At 50.9% G+C, this 15,857-nt stretch carries 20 protein-coding genes and 2 tRNA genes; 17 read left to right on the top strand and 5 right to left on the bottom strand.

What is annotated here, in order from left to right:
* Positions 1-4 precede the first annotated feature (4 nt).
* Together RC74_RS01880 and RC74_RS01875 are read left to right on the top strand one after the other, a co-directional pair.
* Complete coding sequence (locus RC74_RS01880) at positions 5-421, top strand: hypothetical protein (protein WP_039004521.1); 417 nt, start codon at positions 5-7, stop codon at positions 419-421.
* Between the two features lie 416 nt (positions 422-837).
* A complete protein-coding gene (locus tag RC74_RS01875; protein ID WP_039004520.1) occupies positions 838-2,004 on the top strand; it encodes a tyrosine-type recombinase/integrase in 1,167 nt (388 codons plus the stop codon).
* Between the two features lie 149 nt (positions 2,005-2,153).
* On the opposite strand, the gene RC74_RS01870 is transcribed toward RC74_RS01875, so the two are convergent.
* A tRNA-Thr gene (locus tag RC74_RS01870) sits at positions 2,154-2,228 on the bottom strand.
* Positions 2,229-2,574: 346 nt separating this feature from the next.
* Between RC74_RS01870 and RC74_RS01865 the strand changes: the two genes are divergently transcribed.
* The 12 genes from RC74_RS01865 to RC74_RS01815 all read left to right on the top strand — a co-directional run bounded on the left by RC74_RS01865 (position 2,575) and on the right by RC74_RS01815 (position 9,696).
* Positions 2,575-2,754 carry a hypothetical protein gene (locus tag RC74_RS01865; protein WP_039004519.1) on the top strand — a complete coding sequence of 60 codons (180 nt, stop codon included), beginning with the start codon at positions 2,575-2,577 and terminating at the stop codon, positions 2,752-2,754.
* Between the two features lie 17 nt (positions 2,755-2,771).
* The gene (gene murA, locus RC74_RS01860; protein ID WP_039004518.1) at positions 2,772-4,037 is read left to right on the top strand and encodes a UDP-N-acetylglucosamine 1-carboxyvinyltransferase; all 1,266 of its coding nucleotides are present in this window, start codon (positions 2,772-2,774) and stop codon (positions 4,035-4,037) included.
* Positions 4,034-4,513: a DUF2948 family protein gene (locus RC74_RS01855; RefSeq protein ID WP_039004517.1), complete on the top strand. Its 480-nt coding sequence runs from the start codon at positions 4,034-4,036 to the stop codon at positions 4,511-4,513. The genes murA and RC74_RS01855 overlap by 4 nt, the downstream gene beginning before the upstream one ends.
* A 4-nt stretch (positions 4,514-4,517) precedes the next feature.
* Positions 4,518-5,819, top strand: coding sequence for a histidinol dehydrogenase (gene hisD, locus RC74_RS01850; protein WP_039004516.1), 1,302 nt, complete (start codon positions 4,518-4,520; stop codon positions 5,817-5,819).
* A gap of 8 nt (positions 5,820-5,827) precedes the next feature.
* Positions 5,828-6,313 (top strand): UPF0262 family protein, encoded by a 486-nt coding sequence (locus RC74_RS01845; protein WP_039004515.1) that lies wholly within the window; start codon positions 5,828-5,830, stop codon positions 6,311-6,313.
* Positions 6,314-6,775 carry an arsenate-mycothiol transferase ArsC gene (locus tag RC74_RS01840; RefSeq protein ID WP_039004514.1) on the top strand — a complete coding sequence of 154 codons (462 nt, stop codon included), beginning with the start codon at positions 6,314-6,316 and terminating at the stop codon, positions 6,773-6,775.
* Between the two features lie 111 nt (positions 6,776-6,886).
* Positions 6,887-7,105: a translation initiation factor IF-1 gene (infA, locus tag RC74_RS01835; RefSeq protein ID WP_039004513.1), complete on the top strand. Its 219-nt coding sequence runs from the start codon at positions 6,887-6,889 to the stop codon at positions 7,103-7,105.
* Positions 7,106-7,108: 3 nt separating this feature from the next.
* On the top strand, positions 7,109-7,681 hold the full coding sequence (locus RC74_RS01830; protein ID WP_039004512.1) for a Maf family protein: 573 nt from the start codon (positions 7,109-7,111) through the stop codon (positions 7,679-7,681).
* Positions 7,678-8,706, top strand: a complete 1,029-nt coding sequence (locus RC74_RS01825; protein ID WP_039004511.1) for a ribonuclease E/G — start codon at positions 7,678-7,680, stop codon at positions 8,704-8,706. The genes RC74_RS01830 and RC74_RS01825 overlap by 4 nt, the downstream gene beginning before the upstream one ends.
* Complete coding sequence (locus RC74_RS21530) at positions 8,707-8,889, top strand: DNA gyrase inhibitor YacG (RefSeq protein WP_082802157.1); 183 nt, start codon at positions 8,707-8,709, stop codon at positions 8,887-8,889. It begins immediately after the preceding gene.
* A 79-nt stretch (positions 8,890-8,968) separates the two neighbouring features.
* A tRNA-Phe gene (locus RC74_RS01820) sits at positions 8,969-9,043 on the top strand.
* A gap of 239 nt (positions 9,044-9,282) precedes the next feature.
* Positions 9,283-9,696, top strand: a complete 414-nt coding sequence (locus RC74_RS01815) for a VOC family protein (protein ID WP_039004510.1) — start codon at positions 9,283-9,285, stop codon at positions 9,694-9,696.
* Positions 9,697-9,796: 100 nt separating this feature from the next.
* On the opposite strand, the gene RC74_RS01810 is transcribed toward RC74_RS01815, so the two are convergent.
* The 3 genes from RC74_RS01810 to RC74_RS22025 all read right to left on the bottom strand — a co-directional run bounded on the left by RC74_RS01810 (position 9,797) and on the right by RC74_RS22025 (position 12,052).
* Positions 9,797-10,312 (bottom strand): NUMOD1 domain-containing DNA-binding protein, encoded by a 516-nt coding sequence (locus RC74_RS01810; protein ID WP_039004509.1) that lies wholly within the window; start codon positions 10,310-10,312, stop codon positions 9,797-9,799.
* Between the two features lie 165 nt (positions 10,313-10,477).
* Positions 10,478-11,734: a Hint domain-containing protein gene (locus RC74_RS01805; RefSeq protein WP_039004508.1), complete on the bottom strand. Its 1,257-nt coding sequence runs from the start codon at positions 11,732-11,734 to the stop codon at positions 10,478-10,480.
* 162 nt (positions 11,735-11,896) lie between these two features.
* Complete coding sequence (locus tag RC74_RS22025) at positions 11,897-12,052, bottom strand: hypothetical protein (protein WP_156477396.1); 156 nt, start codon at positions 12,050-12,052, stop codon at positions 11,897-11,899.
* A gap of 734 nt (positions 12,053-12,786) precedes the next feature.
* Between RC74_RS22025 and RC74_RS01800 the strand changes: the two genes are divergently transcribed.
* The 3 genes from RC74_RS01800 to RC74_RS01790 all read left to right on the top strand — a co-directional run bounded on the left by RC74_RS01800 (position 12,787) and on the right by RC74_RS01790 (position 14,617).
* Positions 12,787-13,074, top strand: coding sequence for a hypothetical protein (locus RC74_RS01800; RefSeq protein WP_039004507.1), 288 nt, complete (start codon positions 12,787-12,789; stop codon positions 13,072-13,074).
* A 720-nt stretch (positions 13,075-13,794) separates the two neighbouring features.
* Entirely contained in the window at positions 13,795-14,001 is a 207-nt protein-coding gene (gene rpsU / locus RC74_RS21525) for a 30S ribosomal protein S21 (RefSeq protein ID WP_082802156.1), read from the top strand.
* A gap of 352 nt (positions 14,002-14,353) precedes the next feature.
* Positions 14,354-14,617: a ParB N-terminal domain-containing protein gene (locus RC74_RS01790; protein ID WP_236940012.1), complete on the top strand. Its 264-nt coding sequence runs from the start codon at positions 14,354-14,356 to the stop codon at positions 14,615-14,617.
* A 275-nt stretch (positions 14,618-14,892) separates the two neighbouring features.
* Here RC74_RS01790 and RC74_RS01785 read toward each other — a convergent pair whose 3' ends face one another.
* Positions 14,893-15,783, bottom strand: a complete 891-nt coding sequence (locus tag RC74_RS01785; RefSeq protein WP_039004504.1) for an NAD-dependent epimerase/dehydratase family protein — start codon at positions 15,781-15,783, stop codon at positions 14,893-14,895.
* Positions 15,784-15,857: the final 74 nt, after the last annotated feature.

Genomic DNA, 15,857 nt, shown 5'->3' with positions numbered 1-15,857 from the left:
AAAAATGACCGAGACAGAAAAGAAAGCAGCTCACAGAGAGCGTCTGGAGCAAAAGACCGTCGTCACTTCTCGGCTAAGCGAAACGACCCGGTTTGTTGCCTTTGGAATTGTTGCTTGGGTTTTTGCCGTTCAGGCCTCTGACGCGGAATTCTCGAAGACCTACATTCAAAATTATGAAATCTGGATCAACATAGCAGGAGCGTTCGCAGTCATTTCAATTGCGAGCGACTATTTTCAGTATCTTTGCGCATACTTGTCTGTGGAGCATGCCTTGAACAGAAAGGAGCAAGGCTACAAATTTAACAGAAATCATCCCGCCTATTTTTTGCAAACAGCGTTCTTTGTCATCAAACAAGTTACCGTAGGACTAGGTGCAATTTCCATTGCCACGACCTTCGCGCTTCATATTTTTCTAAATTAAGTCAAATCTTAGAATCGTAAGCCTTACCAACAGTGAAAAATGTAGACGCCGATCTGCGCCCCTTTGAGCAGTGAAGCGCCAGAGCGGAAAAGCCGCCCTGGGATTTTGGCAATTTGGTGACCAGATCGTCATCCTGACGCGGGAAAACATCTGAATTTTTGAACGGGTGGTGCCCCATGACGGACTCCAACCGCCGACCTTACCATAGCAGATCGCAGCGAGGAACGCGGGGTGGTACGGTTAAGATTGGCGCAGATGATCGTGATCGGTCCCGCTTTCAATTCTGGCTGCCACCACAGAGTTGGATAGCGTTTCATTGTACTGGACGCAGTGCGCTGCGATCACATAACCATAAGAAAAGTCGAGCTTTTTCTCGAAATGTGCCTATATTGAGTTGTGACTATAAGGAGGTCACAATGCCAAACCTACGTCTTACCCGCCGCAGTGTTGATGACATACCGCACCCCGAAAGCGGGCAGGCAATCTATCGAGATACGATGTTGCCGGGGTTTGGAGTACGCGTCGGAGCTAAATCAAAAACATACATTGTCGAAGGACAAGTAAATCGTCGCACCAGACGCGTTACAATCGGGCGGGCTGACCTTTTTCCACCAGAAACAGCGCGGCGTAAGGCACTCGTCGTCTTGGGTGACATGGCAGACGGCGTTGATCCAACGGCTGAAAAGCGCAAAGACGCAGCCGACAAGATCACCGTTGAAAAAGCATTCAATAAGTTCTTCGATGCCAGACCAGATTTTGCAAAAGCAACGGTAGAGAATTATTCGCGCACAGGTTTCATCTACTTAAAGTCGTGGGCGAATAAGCCAATCAGTGAGATCACGAAGCAGATGGTGTTGAAAAAACACCAAGAGATGTCGCGCAGAAATGGAAAGATCACTGCGAATTATGCGTTCCGTCATTTTCGCTCGGTCTACAATTTTAACGCCGCAACGGAAGATAACTTTCCACCAAATCCGGTGAGTATTCTTAACCAAGCGAGAGCTTGGAACAAGGAGCGGCGACGCCAAACAATTATCGAGGCCAAACAGCTTCCCGCGTGGTGGATCGCTGTGATGGAAGAACCCGAATACTCGCGCGACTTCCTCCTGCTCGCACTTTTCACCGGGATGCGCCGCAACGAGATAGCAAGCCTGCGATGGGAGAACATCGACCTTGAAGAGCTTAAGCTGCACTTGCCGACGACTAAAAACGGCGATCCCCTAATACTTCCACTCTCTGACTATCTGCTCAATTTGCTTCGGGAGAGAAAAGAAAGCGCGGGGGTATCCCCATGGGTGTTTCCCGGCAATGGTCCAGCAGGTCACATTGTGGAGCCTAAGAAGTTCCATCAAAGGGTGGCTGCTGCCTCAGGTGTATCTTTCACTCTTCATGATTTGCGCAGAACTTACATCACCATTGCTGAAAGTCTGGACATTCCGCACTATGCGCTCAAACGATTGCTTAACCACCGCTCATCCGCTGACGTGACTGGCGGTTATATAATTATCAACGTTGATCGGTTGCGCGGCCCTGTTGAACGCATTTCCGAGCGCATCCAGGAATTGAAAGAGTCTAAGGACTGAGTGCAAGGGCTCTCTTTGACTGGAACCAAGTGCGGTAAAGACAAATGTGCTGTCCAAGTCCAGTGGGATCTGGCGGAGCGTGTCGATTGGGGCAGTAAAAGTTAGTGCACCGACATTTAGAGAAAAATTACTTTAAAATCAGTGTTTTATGGTGCTGCTGGGGAGAATTGAACTCCCGACCTCGTCATTACCAATGACGCGCTCTACCACTGAGCTACAGCAGCCTATAAAACTTAGGGCGTTAGAGCATATGCCCTACTAATACCCTATTAATTATTCCTTCGTCTTGCTAACTCATTGTTCAAACACATCAATTTAGAATGGACCTACCCATTACCAATGACGCGCTCTACCACTGAGCTACAGCAGCCCGTTTGCACGAGGCTTGGCGGCTGATTAGACGCAATTCGGACGCGAGGCAAGGGTCTTTTCGCCCAATTACGGGTGACCATATCCGGTGTGCGGAAAATCCGGCCGTTTTTTACCATGTAGGCTCAAATCTCACGTAATAGATTTGGATGGGGTCTCGGTTACTGGACGGCCTCCCTTTGCTAGGGTAGACAGTCAAATATGAGCCAAGAACCAGTAAATAAAAGTGTAAAGGCCGCAGCAACTCAAGGGGGGGCAAAGCCGGCGCAAAAAACGGGAAAAACCCGTGACGACCGGCTAAAGTCGGCGTTGAAGGCAAATATGGCCAAACGTAAATCCCAAGCACGCGCGCGCAGCGTCGTGAATGATCAAGATAAATAGGCAGAGTAGGGCAGAGAATGGATTCAATTGTTGTTAAGGGGAATGGCCCGCTCAAAGGGCAGATTCCAATTGCTGGCGCAAAAAACGCCTGCCTGACGCTGATGCCTGCGACGTTGTTGTCGGAAGAGCCGCTGACGCTCACCAATGCGCCGCGCTTATCTGACATCAAAACGATGTCTGCCCTTCTGGAATCGTTGGGGGCGGAAGTTTCGAGCCTTCAGGACGGAAAAGTCTTGGCGCTGTCTTCACATAATATCGACAACCATGTGGCCGATTACGAAATCGTGCGCAAAATGCGGGCATCGAACTTGGTGCTTGGTCCGATGTTGGCCCGTTTGGGGCATGCGATTGTTTCGCTTCCTGGAGGATGCGCAATTGGCGCCCGCCCGATGGACCTCCATATTGCGGCGCTTGAGGCAATGGGCGCGGAGATAGAACTCAAAGAAGGCTATTTACACGCGATTGCACGCGGCGGGTTAAAAGGCGCGGTGCATGAGCTGCGGTTTGCATCCGTTGGGGCCACGGAAAACACCGTGATGGCCGCGACTTTGGCCAAGGGAACGACCGTGCTCAAGAACGCGGCGCGCGAGCCCGAGATCGTCGATTTGGTGCATTGTCTGCGTAAAATGGGCGCACAAATCGAAGGTGAAGGCACCTCGACGATTACCATTCAGGGCGTTGACCGATTGAACGGCGCGACCCATCCCGTTGTGACTGATCGCATTGAATTGGGCAGCTATATGCTCGCCCCTGCGATCGCTGGCGGCGAAGTTGAATTGCTGGGTGGGCGGATCAATTTGCTAGCCGCTTTCTGTGAGAAACTGGATGCCGCTGGCGTAAGTGTCACTGAGACCGAAAAAGGCCTAGTGGTTGCACGCAAAGGCGACTTAATTCATTCGGTGGATGTGGTTACCGAAGTTTATCCCGGGTTCCCGACAGACCTCCAAGCCCAAATGATGGCGCTTATGTGTACGGCTGATGGCACCAGCGTTTTGGAAGAGAAAATCTTTGAAAACAGGTTTATGCACGCGCCGGAGCTTATCCGTATGGGGGCGAATATTGACGTTCAGGGCGGTGTTGCAACCGTTAAAGGCGTGAAGCGTCTCAAGGGTGCGCGCGTTATGGCGACCGATCTGAGGGCCTCTGTGTCGCTCATTTTGGCTGGCCTTGCCGCTGAGGGTGAAACCGTCGTTTCGCGGGTATACCATGTGGATCGCGGTTATGAACATGTGGTCGCCAAATTTGCCGGAATGGGCGCACAAATTGAACGGGTGAAAGAATGACACAAGATGCCAGCTTTGAAGACGGAGCAGAGAAGCCAATCCAATTGGTGGCCGTTGATGCGACCGATCTAGGGGTCATCTCGGGCCTTGTGCAGGACGCTGTTTTCCTTGGCTCGGAAATGTCATGGCTTCCCGCGCAACGCCGTTTTGCGATTTTGTGCAATCGGTTCCGTTGGGAAGATGTTGCGCAAGCCAAGGCACGCAACCGCCCTGTCGAGCGCGTGCGGTCAATCCTTGCCTTTGAGGACGTAACCAAGGTCTTGAGTCAAGGTATCGATCCGCAGCAAAAAGACACGGTTTTGTCTGTTCTGACGGTGCATTTTGAACCGACTGAGGATGGCGCGGGACGTCTTGTTTTGACCCTTGCGGGGGACGGGGCCATTGGGCTTGATGTGGAATGCATTAATGTCTCATTGCAGGATGTGACGCGACCTTATATTGCTCCGTCAAAACACATTCCTCACCATCCGGAGTAAATAGATGCCTCTTTTCCTGAACGCCCAAGACGCCAATTTCGAGGCGGATTTCGCAGCGTTCCTTGGGACAAAGCGCGAAGACAGCCCCGATGTAGATGCGGTCGTGGCTGAAATCATTGCCGACGTGCGGGCGCGGGGCGACGAGGCTGTCATTGAGTTGACGCGCAAGTTTGATCGGTTTGAGGTGACGGCAGAAACAATCGCCTTTTCGAAAAGCGAAATTGATGCGGAGTGTGCGAAAGTAAGCGTCGAGGACGCCGCAGCACTTGAGATGGCGGCGGAGCGTATTCGGGCCTATCACCTGCGCCAAATGCCCGAAGATGCCAGCTTTACAGATGATGTTGGTGCCACACTAGGTTGGCGTTGGAGTGCAGTCTCTGCTGCGGGACTTTATGTTCCCGGAGGGCTTGCCAGCTATCCAAGTTCAGTGCTGATGAACGCGGTTCCGGCCAAGGTGGCAGGGGTTGAGCGCTTGGCGATCTGCGTGCCGACACCTGATGGCGTTTGCAACCCACTTGTGCTTTTTGCGGCGCGGCTTGCGGGCGTTGATACAGTTTATCGGATTGGCGGGGCGCAAGCGATTGCAGCCCTTGCATATGGGACGGCGAGTATTGCCCCCGTTGATAAAATTACCGGACCGGGCAACGCGTTTGTGGCGGCGGCAAAGCGGCGTGTTTTTGGCAAAGTCGGTATTGATATGATTGCGGGCCCCAGCGAAATTTTGGTGATTGCGGATAAGCACAACAATCCAGATTGGATTGCCGTGGATTTATTGAGCCAAGCCGAGCATGACGAAAGTGCCCAAAGTATCCTCATCACCGATGATGCTGATTTCGGCCTTCAAGTTGTTCAAGCCGTTGAAAAGCGGTTAGAAACGCTTGAGCGGGCGAAGATCGCGGGGCCAAGCTGGCGCGATTTCGGAGCGGTCATTACTGTCGCGACTCTCAATGATGCCGTAACGCTGTCAGATCGAATTGCCCCCGAGCACCTCGAAATTTGCGTTCAAGATGCCGATGCAATGGCCGCAAAAATCAAACACGCAGGTGCGATTTTCATTGGCGCATTTACGCCCGAAGCCATTGGCGATTATATCGGCGGCCCAAATCACGTATTGCCGACCGCACGTTCAGCGCGTTTTTCTTCTGGTCTTTCGGTCATGGATTTCCTCAAGCGCACCACCCTTTCAAAAATGACGCCAGAGGCCCTGCGCGCAATCGGCCCGTCAGCAGAGCGATTGGCCAAATCCGAGAGCCTTGAGGCCCACGGCCTGTCTATCCGCTTGCGGCTCGACAGCTTAAACGAGTAGCATTTTATATGACCACCGATCGAATTGCAGAAATTGATATTGATGATGGTGGGCTTGCACCTCCGACTCCGCAAATTGAACAAGAACGCCGCGTGGCGATTTTTGATCTGTTGGAGGAAAACAGTTTCGCCCTTCCTGCGCGCGATGATCGAATACCCCCCGTTGGGCCATATCACCTGAAGCTTGCCATTCGTGAGCGGCGTTTGGTGTTTGAAATATCTGACCTTAACGAGGGGCTAGCGGCGGAATTTCATCTGGCGCTGGGCCCGTTCCGTCAGGTTGTGCGCGATTATTTCCAAATTTGTGAAAGCTACTTCGCAGCGGTTAAAAACCTGCCACCCGGACAAATCGAAGCGATTGATATGGCGCGGCGCGGTATTCACGACGAAGGCGCACGCGTCCTTCAGGAACGTCTTGAGGGCAAAGCCACGTTGGATCACGCAACATCCCGTCGGCTTTTTACCCTTATTTGCGTTCTGCATTTCGGAGGGTAGATGGCGAAGTCGCGTCCGACGTCAGTTCTTTTTTGTTGCGATCATAACGCCGTGCGTTCACCAATGGCGGAGGGCGTTATGAAGGCGCTCTACGGGACATCCATTTATATCCAGTCGGCGGGTGTTAAAAACGATCTGGAGATTGATGGGTTCGCAATTGCGGTTTGCAAGGAAATCGGGGTCGAGCTTTCACGGCACCGAAGCCGTTCGTTTGACGAAATGCAAGAGTGGGGCGATGATCTTTCGAGCTATGATTTGGTCGTCGCATTGTCACCCGCAAGCCAACGTCGGGTACTGGATTTGACCCGCATATATCATATCGAGATTGAATATTGGCCGATTCTAGATCCGACGGGCCTTGGCGAAGGGCGCGAGGAACGCCTGCTAAGTTATCGCCAAACACGGGATCAAATCCGCGATCAGTTGCTAGAACGTTTCGGAATACCCGAAAATTCTCTCTAAATCGGAAATTACCCCGCAATTTGGTGAAGTAGTTCTTGAAAGTCCGCCCAAGGACGCGCATTTAGTACACGCTCGCGGAGATACCGCGGCAAGCAACCAATTGGAGAAAACATGGCCAAAGAAGAAGAGCTCGAATTTCCGGGCGTCGTTAGAGAGCTTTTGCCAAATGCGACGTTTCGAGTCGAGCTGGAAAACGGCCATGAGATCATCGCACATATGGCAGGCAAAATGCGCAAGAACCGCATTCGTGTCCTTGCTGGAGACAAAGTTCAAGTCGCGATGACCCCGTACGACCTTACCAAAGGTCGCATTAACTATCGCTTTAAGTAAGCTATGCGGCTCGTTTTAGGCTCCGCAAGCCCACGTCGCGCCGAACTTTTGGCGCAGATTGGCGTGGAGCCTTTTGCGGTGCGCCCTGCCGATATCGATGAGACGCCAAAAAGCGGCGAATATCCTCGCCCCTATTGCCAACGTCTTGCCCGTGAAAAAGCGCTAGCCGTTGAAGCCGCTGACGATGAGACCGTTCTGGCGGCGGATACGATTGTGGCTATCGGCCGTCGCATTCTTGGAAAGCCCGCGCATGCGGATGAAGCCCGCGAATTCTTACGGCGACTATCTGGCCGGCGGCACCGTGTGGTCACGGCGGTCGCCCTGCGCCAAGGCGATAAAATTACGGAAAAAGAAACCGTTACCATTCTGCGGATGAAGCTTCTCACTGACAAAGATATCGAAGCCTATATTGCGACGAATGAATGGCAGGGCAAGGCGGGGGGCTATGGCATCCAAGGCTATGCTGCGCGGTTTATTCCGTGGATTAATGGTTCATATACGGGCGTCGTTGGCCTTCCGTTGACGGAAACGGCACAATTGCTTGAAAGCGCGGGTTACCCGCTGGAGGTCTCATGAAGGGTCGCACTGTAGTCTTGGATACCTATAAAGGACGTGCTGCCGCAGCACTCCTTGAGAATGGGAAACTCTCCGATTTTTTGATCGACCCCGCCGATAAGAATGTTCCCATTCCTGGGGCTATTTACCGTGCATTTTGTGACCGGCCTATGAAGGGGCAGGGCGGAATGATGGTACGTCTTCCTGGTGTGACTGGATTTTTGCGTGAGGGACGGGGTCTTGCCCCAGGTCAACCTATTCTGGTGCAAGTGACCGGCTTTGCCGAAGAGGGAAAAGCCGTGCCTGTTACGGCAAAAATCCTGTTCAAAAGCCGCTACGCAATTGTCACCCCCAATGCGCCAGGTTTCAACATCAGTCGCGGTATTCGGGATGACGATAAACGCGACGAATTGTTGGGAATTGCTCATTCCGTAATGGGGGAAAGCAAATTTGGCCTCATTTTACGTTCGATTTGTGAAACATCAGATCCAGAAGAAATTGCTGAGGATGTCGCCCATATGCTAGGTGAGGCCGAGGGCGTTTTGGGGGCCGAAGGGAATGCGCCCGAGTTGCTGCTTGATGGCCCTAACGCTCACCTTCTTGCGTGGCGAGATTGGCCAACACCGGACACAATGTCGGACGAAGCAGGGGCCTTTGTGACCTTCGAAGTCGATGAGTTGATTGATCAGGCCTTGTCGTCTTTTGTGCCACTCTCGGGCGGGGCGAGTATGTATGTTGAACCAACGCGTGCGCTCGTTGCGGTCGATGTGAACACAGGCGGGGATACCTCTCCTGCGGCTGGCCTCAAAGCCAATATTGCTGCGGTACGGGACCTGCCGCGACAATTACGCGTGCGAGGCCTTGGCGGCCAGGTCACACTGGATCTGGCGCCCATGCCCAAGAAAGACCGTCAAACCCTCGAAAGCATTATTCGTATTGCCTTCAAAAGTGACTCTATAGACACCTCTATGGCTGGGTGGACGCCGCTTGGCCATTTTGAATTGCAGCGCAAACGCGAGCGTCTGCCCTTAAAGGATGGTCTCTAAATGTCGTGCCCGATCTGTAATGGTAAAAGCGATCCTAAGTACCGCCCCTTTTGCTGCAAAAAATGCGCGGATATTGATTTAGGGCGTTGGTTTAACGGCACATATACCACTCCAGCCGAGGAAATTGAGGACCTTGCGGATGCTCAGTCGGAGTTGGAAAAGCCTAATTCGCACCTGCATTAGTTTTTTCGCACTTTGCCCCTAGACACCATGCCTCACCGCGTCTAGAACACCGCAACCCGAACGTTTATTCGTTCCCCGTGCCCGGGTAGCTCAGGGGTAGAGCAGTGGATTGAAAATCCTCGTGTCGGTGGTTCGATTCCGCCCCTGGGCACCATTTAACTTTTTGATAAATATTGATAATATTCGTTGGCGGCACAATGCCTCCGTAATTTGCGAGCTGCAGGGCTACAGGCAAGGCAAAAATTTAGTACCACCAAGATTGGCTTGCTTGGACTATGAACGGGAAATATTGCTTGCTCAGTTTGGGCAGGGGGTTGTGCTCAGCCCAAATGGGGCGACTTCGTGCTCCTGCCAAGAAAATATTCTAGACATATCAAAATAAGGAAAATGGCAATGCTTACCCCCTTCCATCTGGCATACAATGTGACGGACCTTGATGAAACGCGCGCTTTCTATGGCGATGTGCTCGGCTGCGTTGAGGGGCGCTCGACGGAGACTTGGGTAGACTATTCATTCTTTGGTCACCAAATATCGCTGCATTTGGGTGTGCCGTTTGAAACGCGTTCGACTGGGAAAGTTGGTGAACATTTGGTTCCCATGCCGCATTTGGGGGTTGTCCTTTTGATTGAGGATTGGAAGGTGCTTGCGGAGCGATTGAAAGAGAAAGCTGTCGATTTTGTAATCGAGCCAAGTCTGCGTTTTGAGGGTGAACCTGGCGAGCAGGCAACAATGTTTTTTCGGGATCCATCTGGAAATCCGATTGAGGTGAAAGGCTTTGCAAATTTGAATAAGGTATTTGCATCTTGATCAAAGGGGTCAGTTCAACTGAAGTTCCTTCGGGTTCGGTTAGCGGTCTCTTAGGCTCGTTTCTGGCAAAATAAGACGGTTGACGCACGGCTTATAGCTATTACTTCCGTCTTCTCAGGCCGACGTTGTCGAGCGTAGAGCTGTCTCGATGCTTGCGGACGGTTCCGACCCTGACGTGAAGGGCGCGGGCCGCAGCCTTCATGCTTGGGTATTCGATGCCCCTGATTGTAATCGCTCGGGCGGCCGTGTGCATTGCCGAAATGTCGTCTAGTGTCCCTGCCTCCAAATGCGACCTAATTGCGCTGATATTTACGTGGAGGGCGCGTGCGGCGGCAGCCATGCTTGGATACTCAATGTCGCGGATGGTGACTGGGATTGCCTTTGTTTTAACTTGTTGAAGCCCACGCAATGTAGAAGGTTCGATGGTCGACGCAGCTTTCTTTAGATCATGCGCAATTATGCCGAGTTGGTCGATGAAGGCGTCTAAGTAAACGGTGTCGCCAGTGTGGCTGACATGCCCAGCTGCTCGCCGCAAGGAAGTGGCTGCAGCGCGAAGTCGCTTTGCAGCTTCAGTACGATCATCATCACTAATCTCGACGCGGGTAGGGTCGTTCATAAATTGCGGCCTTGTTGGTTGCTTTCCCAGTGTCGCGCGAATGTTCGCAGTCGTCTCGATTCCAAAGCTCAGAGTGGACTTAGCGCCGAAAGAATTGTTTTTATGAATTAGCCAAGGATCAACGGAGTAAATTGAGTTATCGCGCAGGATGCATTTGACACTCAGTTACCTGAGTAGCGCCACTTCATAATTCTTGATCTGAGGGTAGGCAATTTGACGGGCTGCGTGTGTGAGGTCATTGAGTTCTGGAAAAAGCGTAAGCAGCTCATCATAAGTGCTTTGGTTCCGTTCTGTGACATGTTCTCCAACCAGAAAGCTTTCCAAGGTCGCATCGCCAGAATAAACGATTTCATGGCGGTCGAACATGATGTGGAAATAAGTAACTTCTTCACAAGGTTCTGAATAAACTCGGTCCCCATCACACAGATGTTTTGCGGCGCAAAGAACTTCAGACTCACCGAACAACATCTCGCTTCGCCAGTCTTTAACAAGAACCCGATGTTGCGGCGACAAGCGCAGTGTCTCCCGGTTGCCGATTGTGCCGAGCTTAAAGCAGACGGGAGCGAATTCCCCAAGACCAGCAACTGTTCTTCTCCCAATCCAGCGGATAGGCTGCGAGCCATGATCCTGCGTTGTTACCAGATCGCCAACCAGAAGATCTTCGATTGCAACCTCGCCGTTTGGTGTGCGGATTGGAGTACCTCGCGTAAAGCAAGCAATTTCGACATTTTGGAATTCAAGATACACAAACCTGTCGCCGTTTGGCAAAGTTACGGTGCCATTCGTACCCCCAGGAGAGAAGGGTGCTGACGTCGAGCCTAGGGGGATGTAGAGAGTATCGTTACCAACGCCGCCACTTGCAAATGTTGTATTTAGGCCCGCGTAGACAACGTCGTCGCCCATGCCGCCTAGCAGAGTTCCAGAGCCGTTATCAGCGTAAAGAGTGTCGTTGCCGTCATTTCCATAAAGGTTGTTGTTGCCGTCACCACCACGCAAAATGTCATTACCATCGCCGCCACTTATATTGTTGTTGCCAACACCACCGATAAGAATATCGTCGCCACCACCACCATTCAAACCACCGCCGTCTGCTCCATCGTCGGTAAAGGTATCGTCACCAGATCCGCCAGTGTAGCCAGAGCGATCCAAGCCAACAGATCCGCTGACGGTACTGTCTCCGTCGTTGCCCTTAAACTCGACTATCTGGCTGAAAGATCCACCTGCGATATCGCTATCGGTAAAAGAGCCAACCACCACCCCTTGAGGTTGGAGGGTGAATTCGATTGAATTACCACTCATTGTGATTTCAATCTCATCTGAGACAGCGCTAGCATCAATTGTGCTCTCGGCGTCGATGTTTAGCCCAGCCCAGAAACTTGGGTCGGATATATTAACATTTGTAAGAGTGATGAAAACTGGCATTTCTAAATCTTTCAACTCAAAAGTATCTGAACTAATTCTTCAGTCCATTTAATCTCAGGGACTATCATAACCGGTAACGATAACTTGTTTGCCTTTGCCCAGATTGGTGGCAATAATATGATTGAGGGAACCGTGACCTCGTCGAACAATCAAGCTGCTGTGCTACAAACCGGCAACAGCAATAGCACGATCTTCACGCAAACTGGCGCTGGAACCAACAACCTCGCCGTTTCGCAATAAGACATGACGCATATTTCCGGGGCCGCGCGCGGCCTCGGAAATCCATGTTTTGATCTCTAGTAAACAAGAGATGATCATGTCCACACTCCGTGCGGTAGTACTGCTTTCGGTGCAATCAAGCAAACAGGCATTCTCGGCCAAGTAGGTGACGGTAAGGGACTTTCTATTTTAAAGAGTGAAGCCAGACTGACTCGGGCTGTATCCAAACACTCTAAATGGATGGCGAAAACAGTCACTTTTCACACAGTTCGAATATTTCCGGACAAAGTTCATCAAAAGTTCGCATGGAAAGTACGGGTATTGAATTTGAAATGGGTTTAGAAAACATAAGCCGCATGTATCGCTACCAACTGACCTGGCGTTAGATTTACGTAAAGGATCGTGCGACATGCAGTTTTTCTGTTAGCAAGGGACGGCAAATACTACCCCACAGCAATGCTACCCTCGTACGCGAGGCGAGGCCGTGCGTTTTTGGGTCGAGTCCCCAAATCACCCTAAGAACTTAATGGATAATCGGGTTCGTATTACTTCAACGGCAGGAGCGGTTGATCCAAAGGTTCGCAATCGCGGCGAAATTTGCCTCACTCAAGATTTGCTCGGATAGTGCCAACCTATAGCAGGCCAAATCCCTTATAGTCCCAAGTATGCCGTTCCAAATGCCGCCTTTAAAAACTCAGAGAAAAACGCGCCTCCTATCTCCTGTTCCTCATTCCAATTTGTACAGATTTCGGTTTCCCATGGTTCCATGTTACACTCGCGCGACCGAGGCCGACCGGTCTTGGCTTGCTATATATCATGGGAGAGGGACCAAAATGTTTGCACGCGTCACACAATACAAGATGAAGCCCGGCTCAATGGAAGCCACGACAGCGATCATAAATTCACTTAAGAGCCAAATTATGGGAATGCCCGGGATGCATAATTTCATTAATGTCGCGAATGAGGATGGAAGCGGCTATGTTATTTCTGTTGTCGAGAGTGAGGCAACTTCGAACGCCAATACCGCAAAAGTTGCGGAACTATGGGGCGCATTCTCTGACTATATGGAATCCGCCCCTAAGGCCGTCGGTTTTGACGTGGTTGCAAACTGGAGCAACTGATCCGCGCTCGCCTCCGTTAATGGTTTTACTCTTTATGTATCATTCAATTGATGCGCTTTTAGACTCAGACACGTTTGCTTGAAAAGCCAACCAATCGAATAGTAATTTCCGAAAAATAGTGGGCTAGAGTAGTGATGTCCTGAAAACGTTCGAGCTAATATACGCTTGGATACTTGCATGGATTCGCGACGTAACGGGGTTATTCGCCAAACCATGCAATAGACGTCGTAAAGACTGTTTTTCTACGGACAGAGTGCCTGACGTCAGCGCCTATGGGGCCAAATCGCGTAATTTGATAAGAGAGAGTTATTTGTCTCATCCTGACCACCAAGGCGTGGAAGATGAGACAAACAACTGGAGCTCGGAAAAGTCCTGGCGAGAAGATCGTCAAGGATATTAAGTGACCCACCCGCAAACAGTATTCTTCTGAGGAGAAGATCAGGATCGTTTTGGACGGGCTATCTACTTAAAAACCAAAACGAGCATAGTAATTTGGGTTGCCATGGACAACGCATCCTCTTGCCCACGGGACTAGTTATTTATGGAAAAGCCACTAAAGTTCGTTGCGGGCTGAAGCTAAGTGAAAACTTTCGTCATTATTTGTGGCGATTCAGTTAGGTTCAGCAATGTACCTAGTAGACATTTGGCTCGTTGCTTGCTAAAGGACCATGTCCTGCAATTTTTTGCAAATTTTAAACTTAGGAAGGTGGTGAAAACCACATGCAGGTATCTGTTCGTGATAACAACGTCGATCAAGCTCTTCGTGCGCTGAAAAAGAAACTTCAGCGTGAGGGTGTTTTTCGTGAAATGAAGCTCAAGCAACATTTCGAGAAACCCTCTGAGAAGAAAGCTCGTGAGAAAGCCGAAGGCATTAGTCGTTCGCGTAAATTGGCTCGCAAGAGTCGGGAACGTGAGAACGGCCTTTAGGCACTCCTTTCTAATCGATTTCATGAAATTGGCGGGGTAACCCGTTTCTTAAAACCCCCGCGCCTCGTCGACGGGGGTTTTGTTTTTTCCAAATCAGTAGTTTAGCGGAAATACGCAGCCCGGATTTTAATCGCTTCGCCATATTTCTCACTTCTCAAGCCAACGGAACATTCAATTATGGGGTGTTTCGACACGGTAGAAGAAGATGTCCAAAGGGCAGGGGAAACCGAATTGGTCTTCAAAGACGTCTTGGGAGGGTTGCTCAGGAGTTTCCGCGCCTCCTTCGATTATTCTCTATTCAGTTAATCTTACGGCCAATCCTCTCATGGGGCTGGCTAATTTGGGAAAACCGATGCAGTGTCGAGATATGTTGACCAAAGAGCACTTTTTAATTTCGGATATCCGTGTTCCAGCCAAGCGCAAAAAGACACTTGATCTCGGCAAGTTGCAGGCGATTGCGGAGGACATGCTAGAAAATGGTCAGACGACCCCAATCAGACTGCGGACTGGAAAAACAGGTTTCGTTTTGATCGAGGGGTATCATCGCCTAGAGGCACTTAGGGCACTAGGTGAGGATAAGGTCGAAGGCTATCTGGTACGCGCGCAGTTGCACTAGAAACAGCAAGTCCGCAACCTGCTGTATGCGTTCATTTGTTAGGCGGCCACTGCGAGGAAATGCCTGCAATAGGGCAGTATGACCAACGATGCGCCCGTCCTCATTGCATCGAAGTAAACATGAAAACGCACTCAACGTTAAATAATTGATAGCGGACAGTATATTGCTGCTTAGGTAGCTTGTCAGCCCTTCGTTTGGCATCGAGGTGGCGCAGGCCGTATGTCGGCTTTCTGCACCACCCGATGCTCCGTAATCCGGCCGTTATCTTGCTCAGGTCATTCCGCGTTCACGTATTGGCGCCAATTGTGCTGCTCTTTAAATCCTAGCACTTCTCGGATCTTTAAGTTCGAGAACAATGCTTCGTTGTCCGCCAGTTCTCTGTTGAGTTGCACGCCTGGAAAGAAGCGCTCGAGAATTTCGGAGTTTGGAATATTAACCGAATTGGTGTCATTTCCCGCATTGAAAATCTGATAGCCGAGGCCGTCTTTCTTGAGGCATAGGTCCACAATTTGACCAAGGTCCCGCGCGTCAATATAGCAAAAAATATTACGGCGACGAACACCGGGGTCCGCGAAAAACGCAGGAAAATTCTCGTATTCGTCGGGTTCAATGACATTGCCGATCCGAAGTCCGTAAATGTCTATGCCAGAACGTCTTTGAAAGGCGCTGCCCGTTTTTTCGTTAACGACTTTGCTCAAACCGTAGCTGTCCATCGGGTCGACATCATAGTCTTCATCGACGGGCAAATAATGCGGATTGACTGTACCATCTGAGAAGCAAACCCCATAGGTGGTTTCTGAAGAGGCAAAAATAACCTTGGGAATTCCCAGTTTTACAGCAGCTTCGATCACGTTGTACGTGCCCACGGTATTGATCCGAAATGTCTCGTGATCTGGCTTGATCAGAATGCGGGGGACGGCGGCGAAATGCACGACGGCATCGAACTTTGGTACGCCCGTTCCCGCTTCCATTTCATCAAAATTTGCATAGCTTGTCATCACGTTGAACATGGAGCCTGAGTCGGTGATGTCGGCTTGAAGATTGTCGATACCCACTTCGTTTAGGGGCGTAAGATCGACGTTGACCACCCGATGCCCTTGATCGCGCAAATATCTGCAGACATGCCGACCAGCCTTACCTGACCCCCCTGTAAATAGAATACGCAATTTCTGTTCCCCACTTCATTGGTCAAAATTCGGCCTGCGCCTAGGGTCGGTTCCCAGTGCGTCGCTTTCGAGAA

It is taken from the genome of Falsihalocynthiibacter arcticus (genome assembly GCF_000812665.2).
Classification (GTDB): Bacteria; Pseudomonadota; Alphaproteobacteria; order Rhodobacterales; family Rhodobacteraceae; genus Falsihalocynthiibacter; species Falsihalocynthiibacter arcticus.
This window is presented reverse-complemented; position numbering and strand designations above follow the sequence as displayed.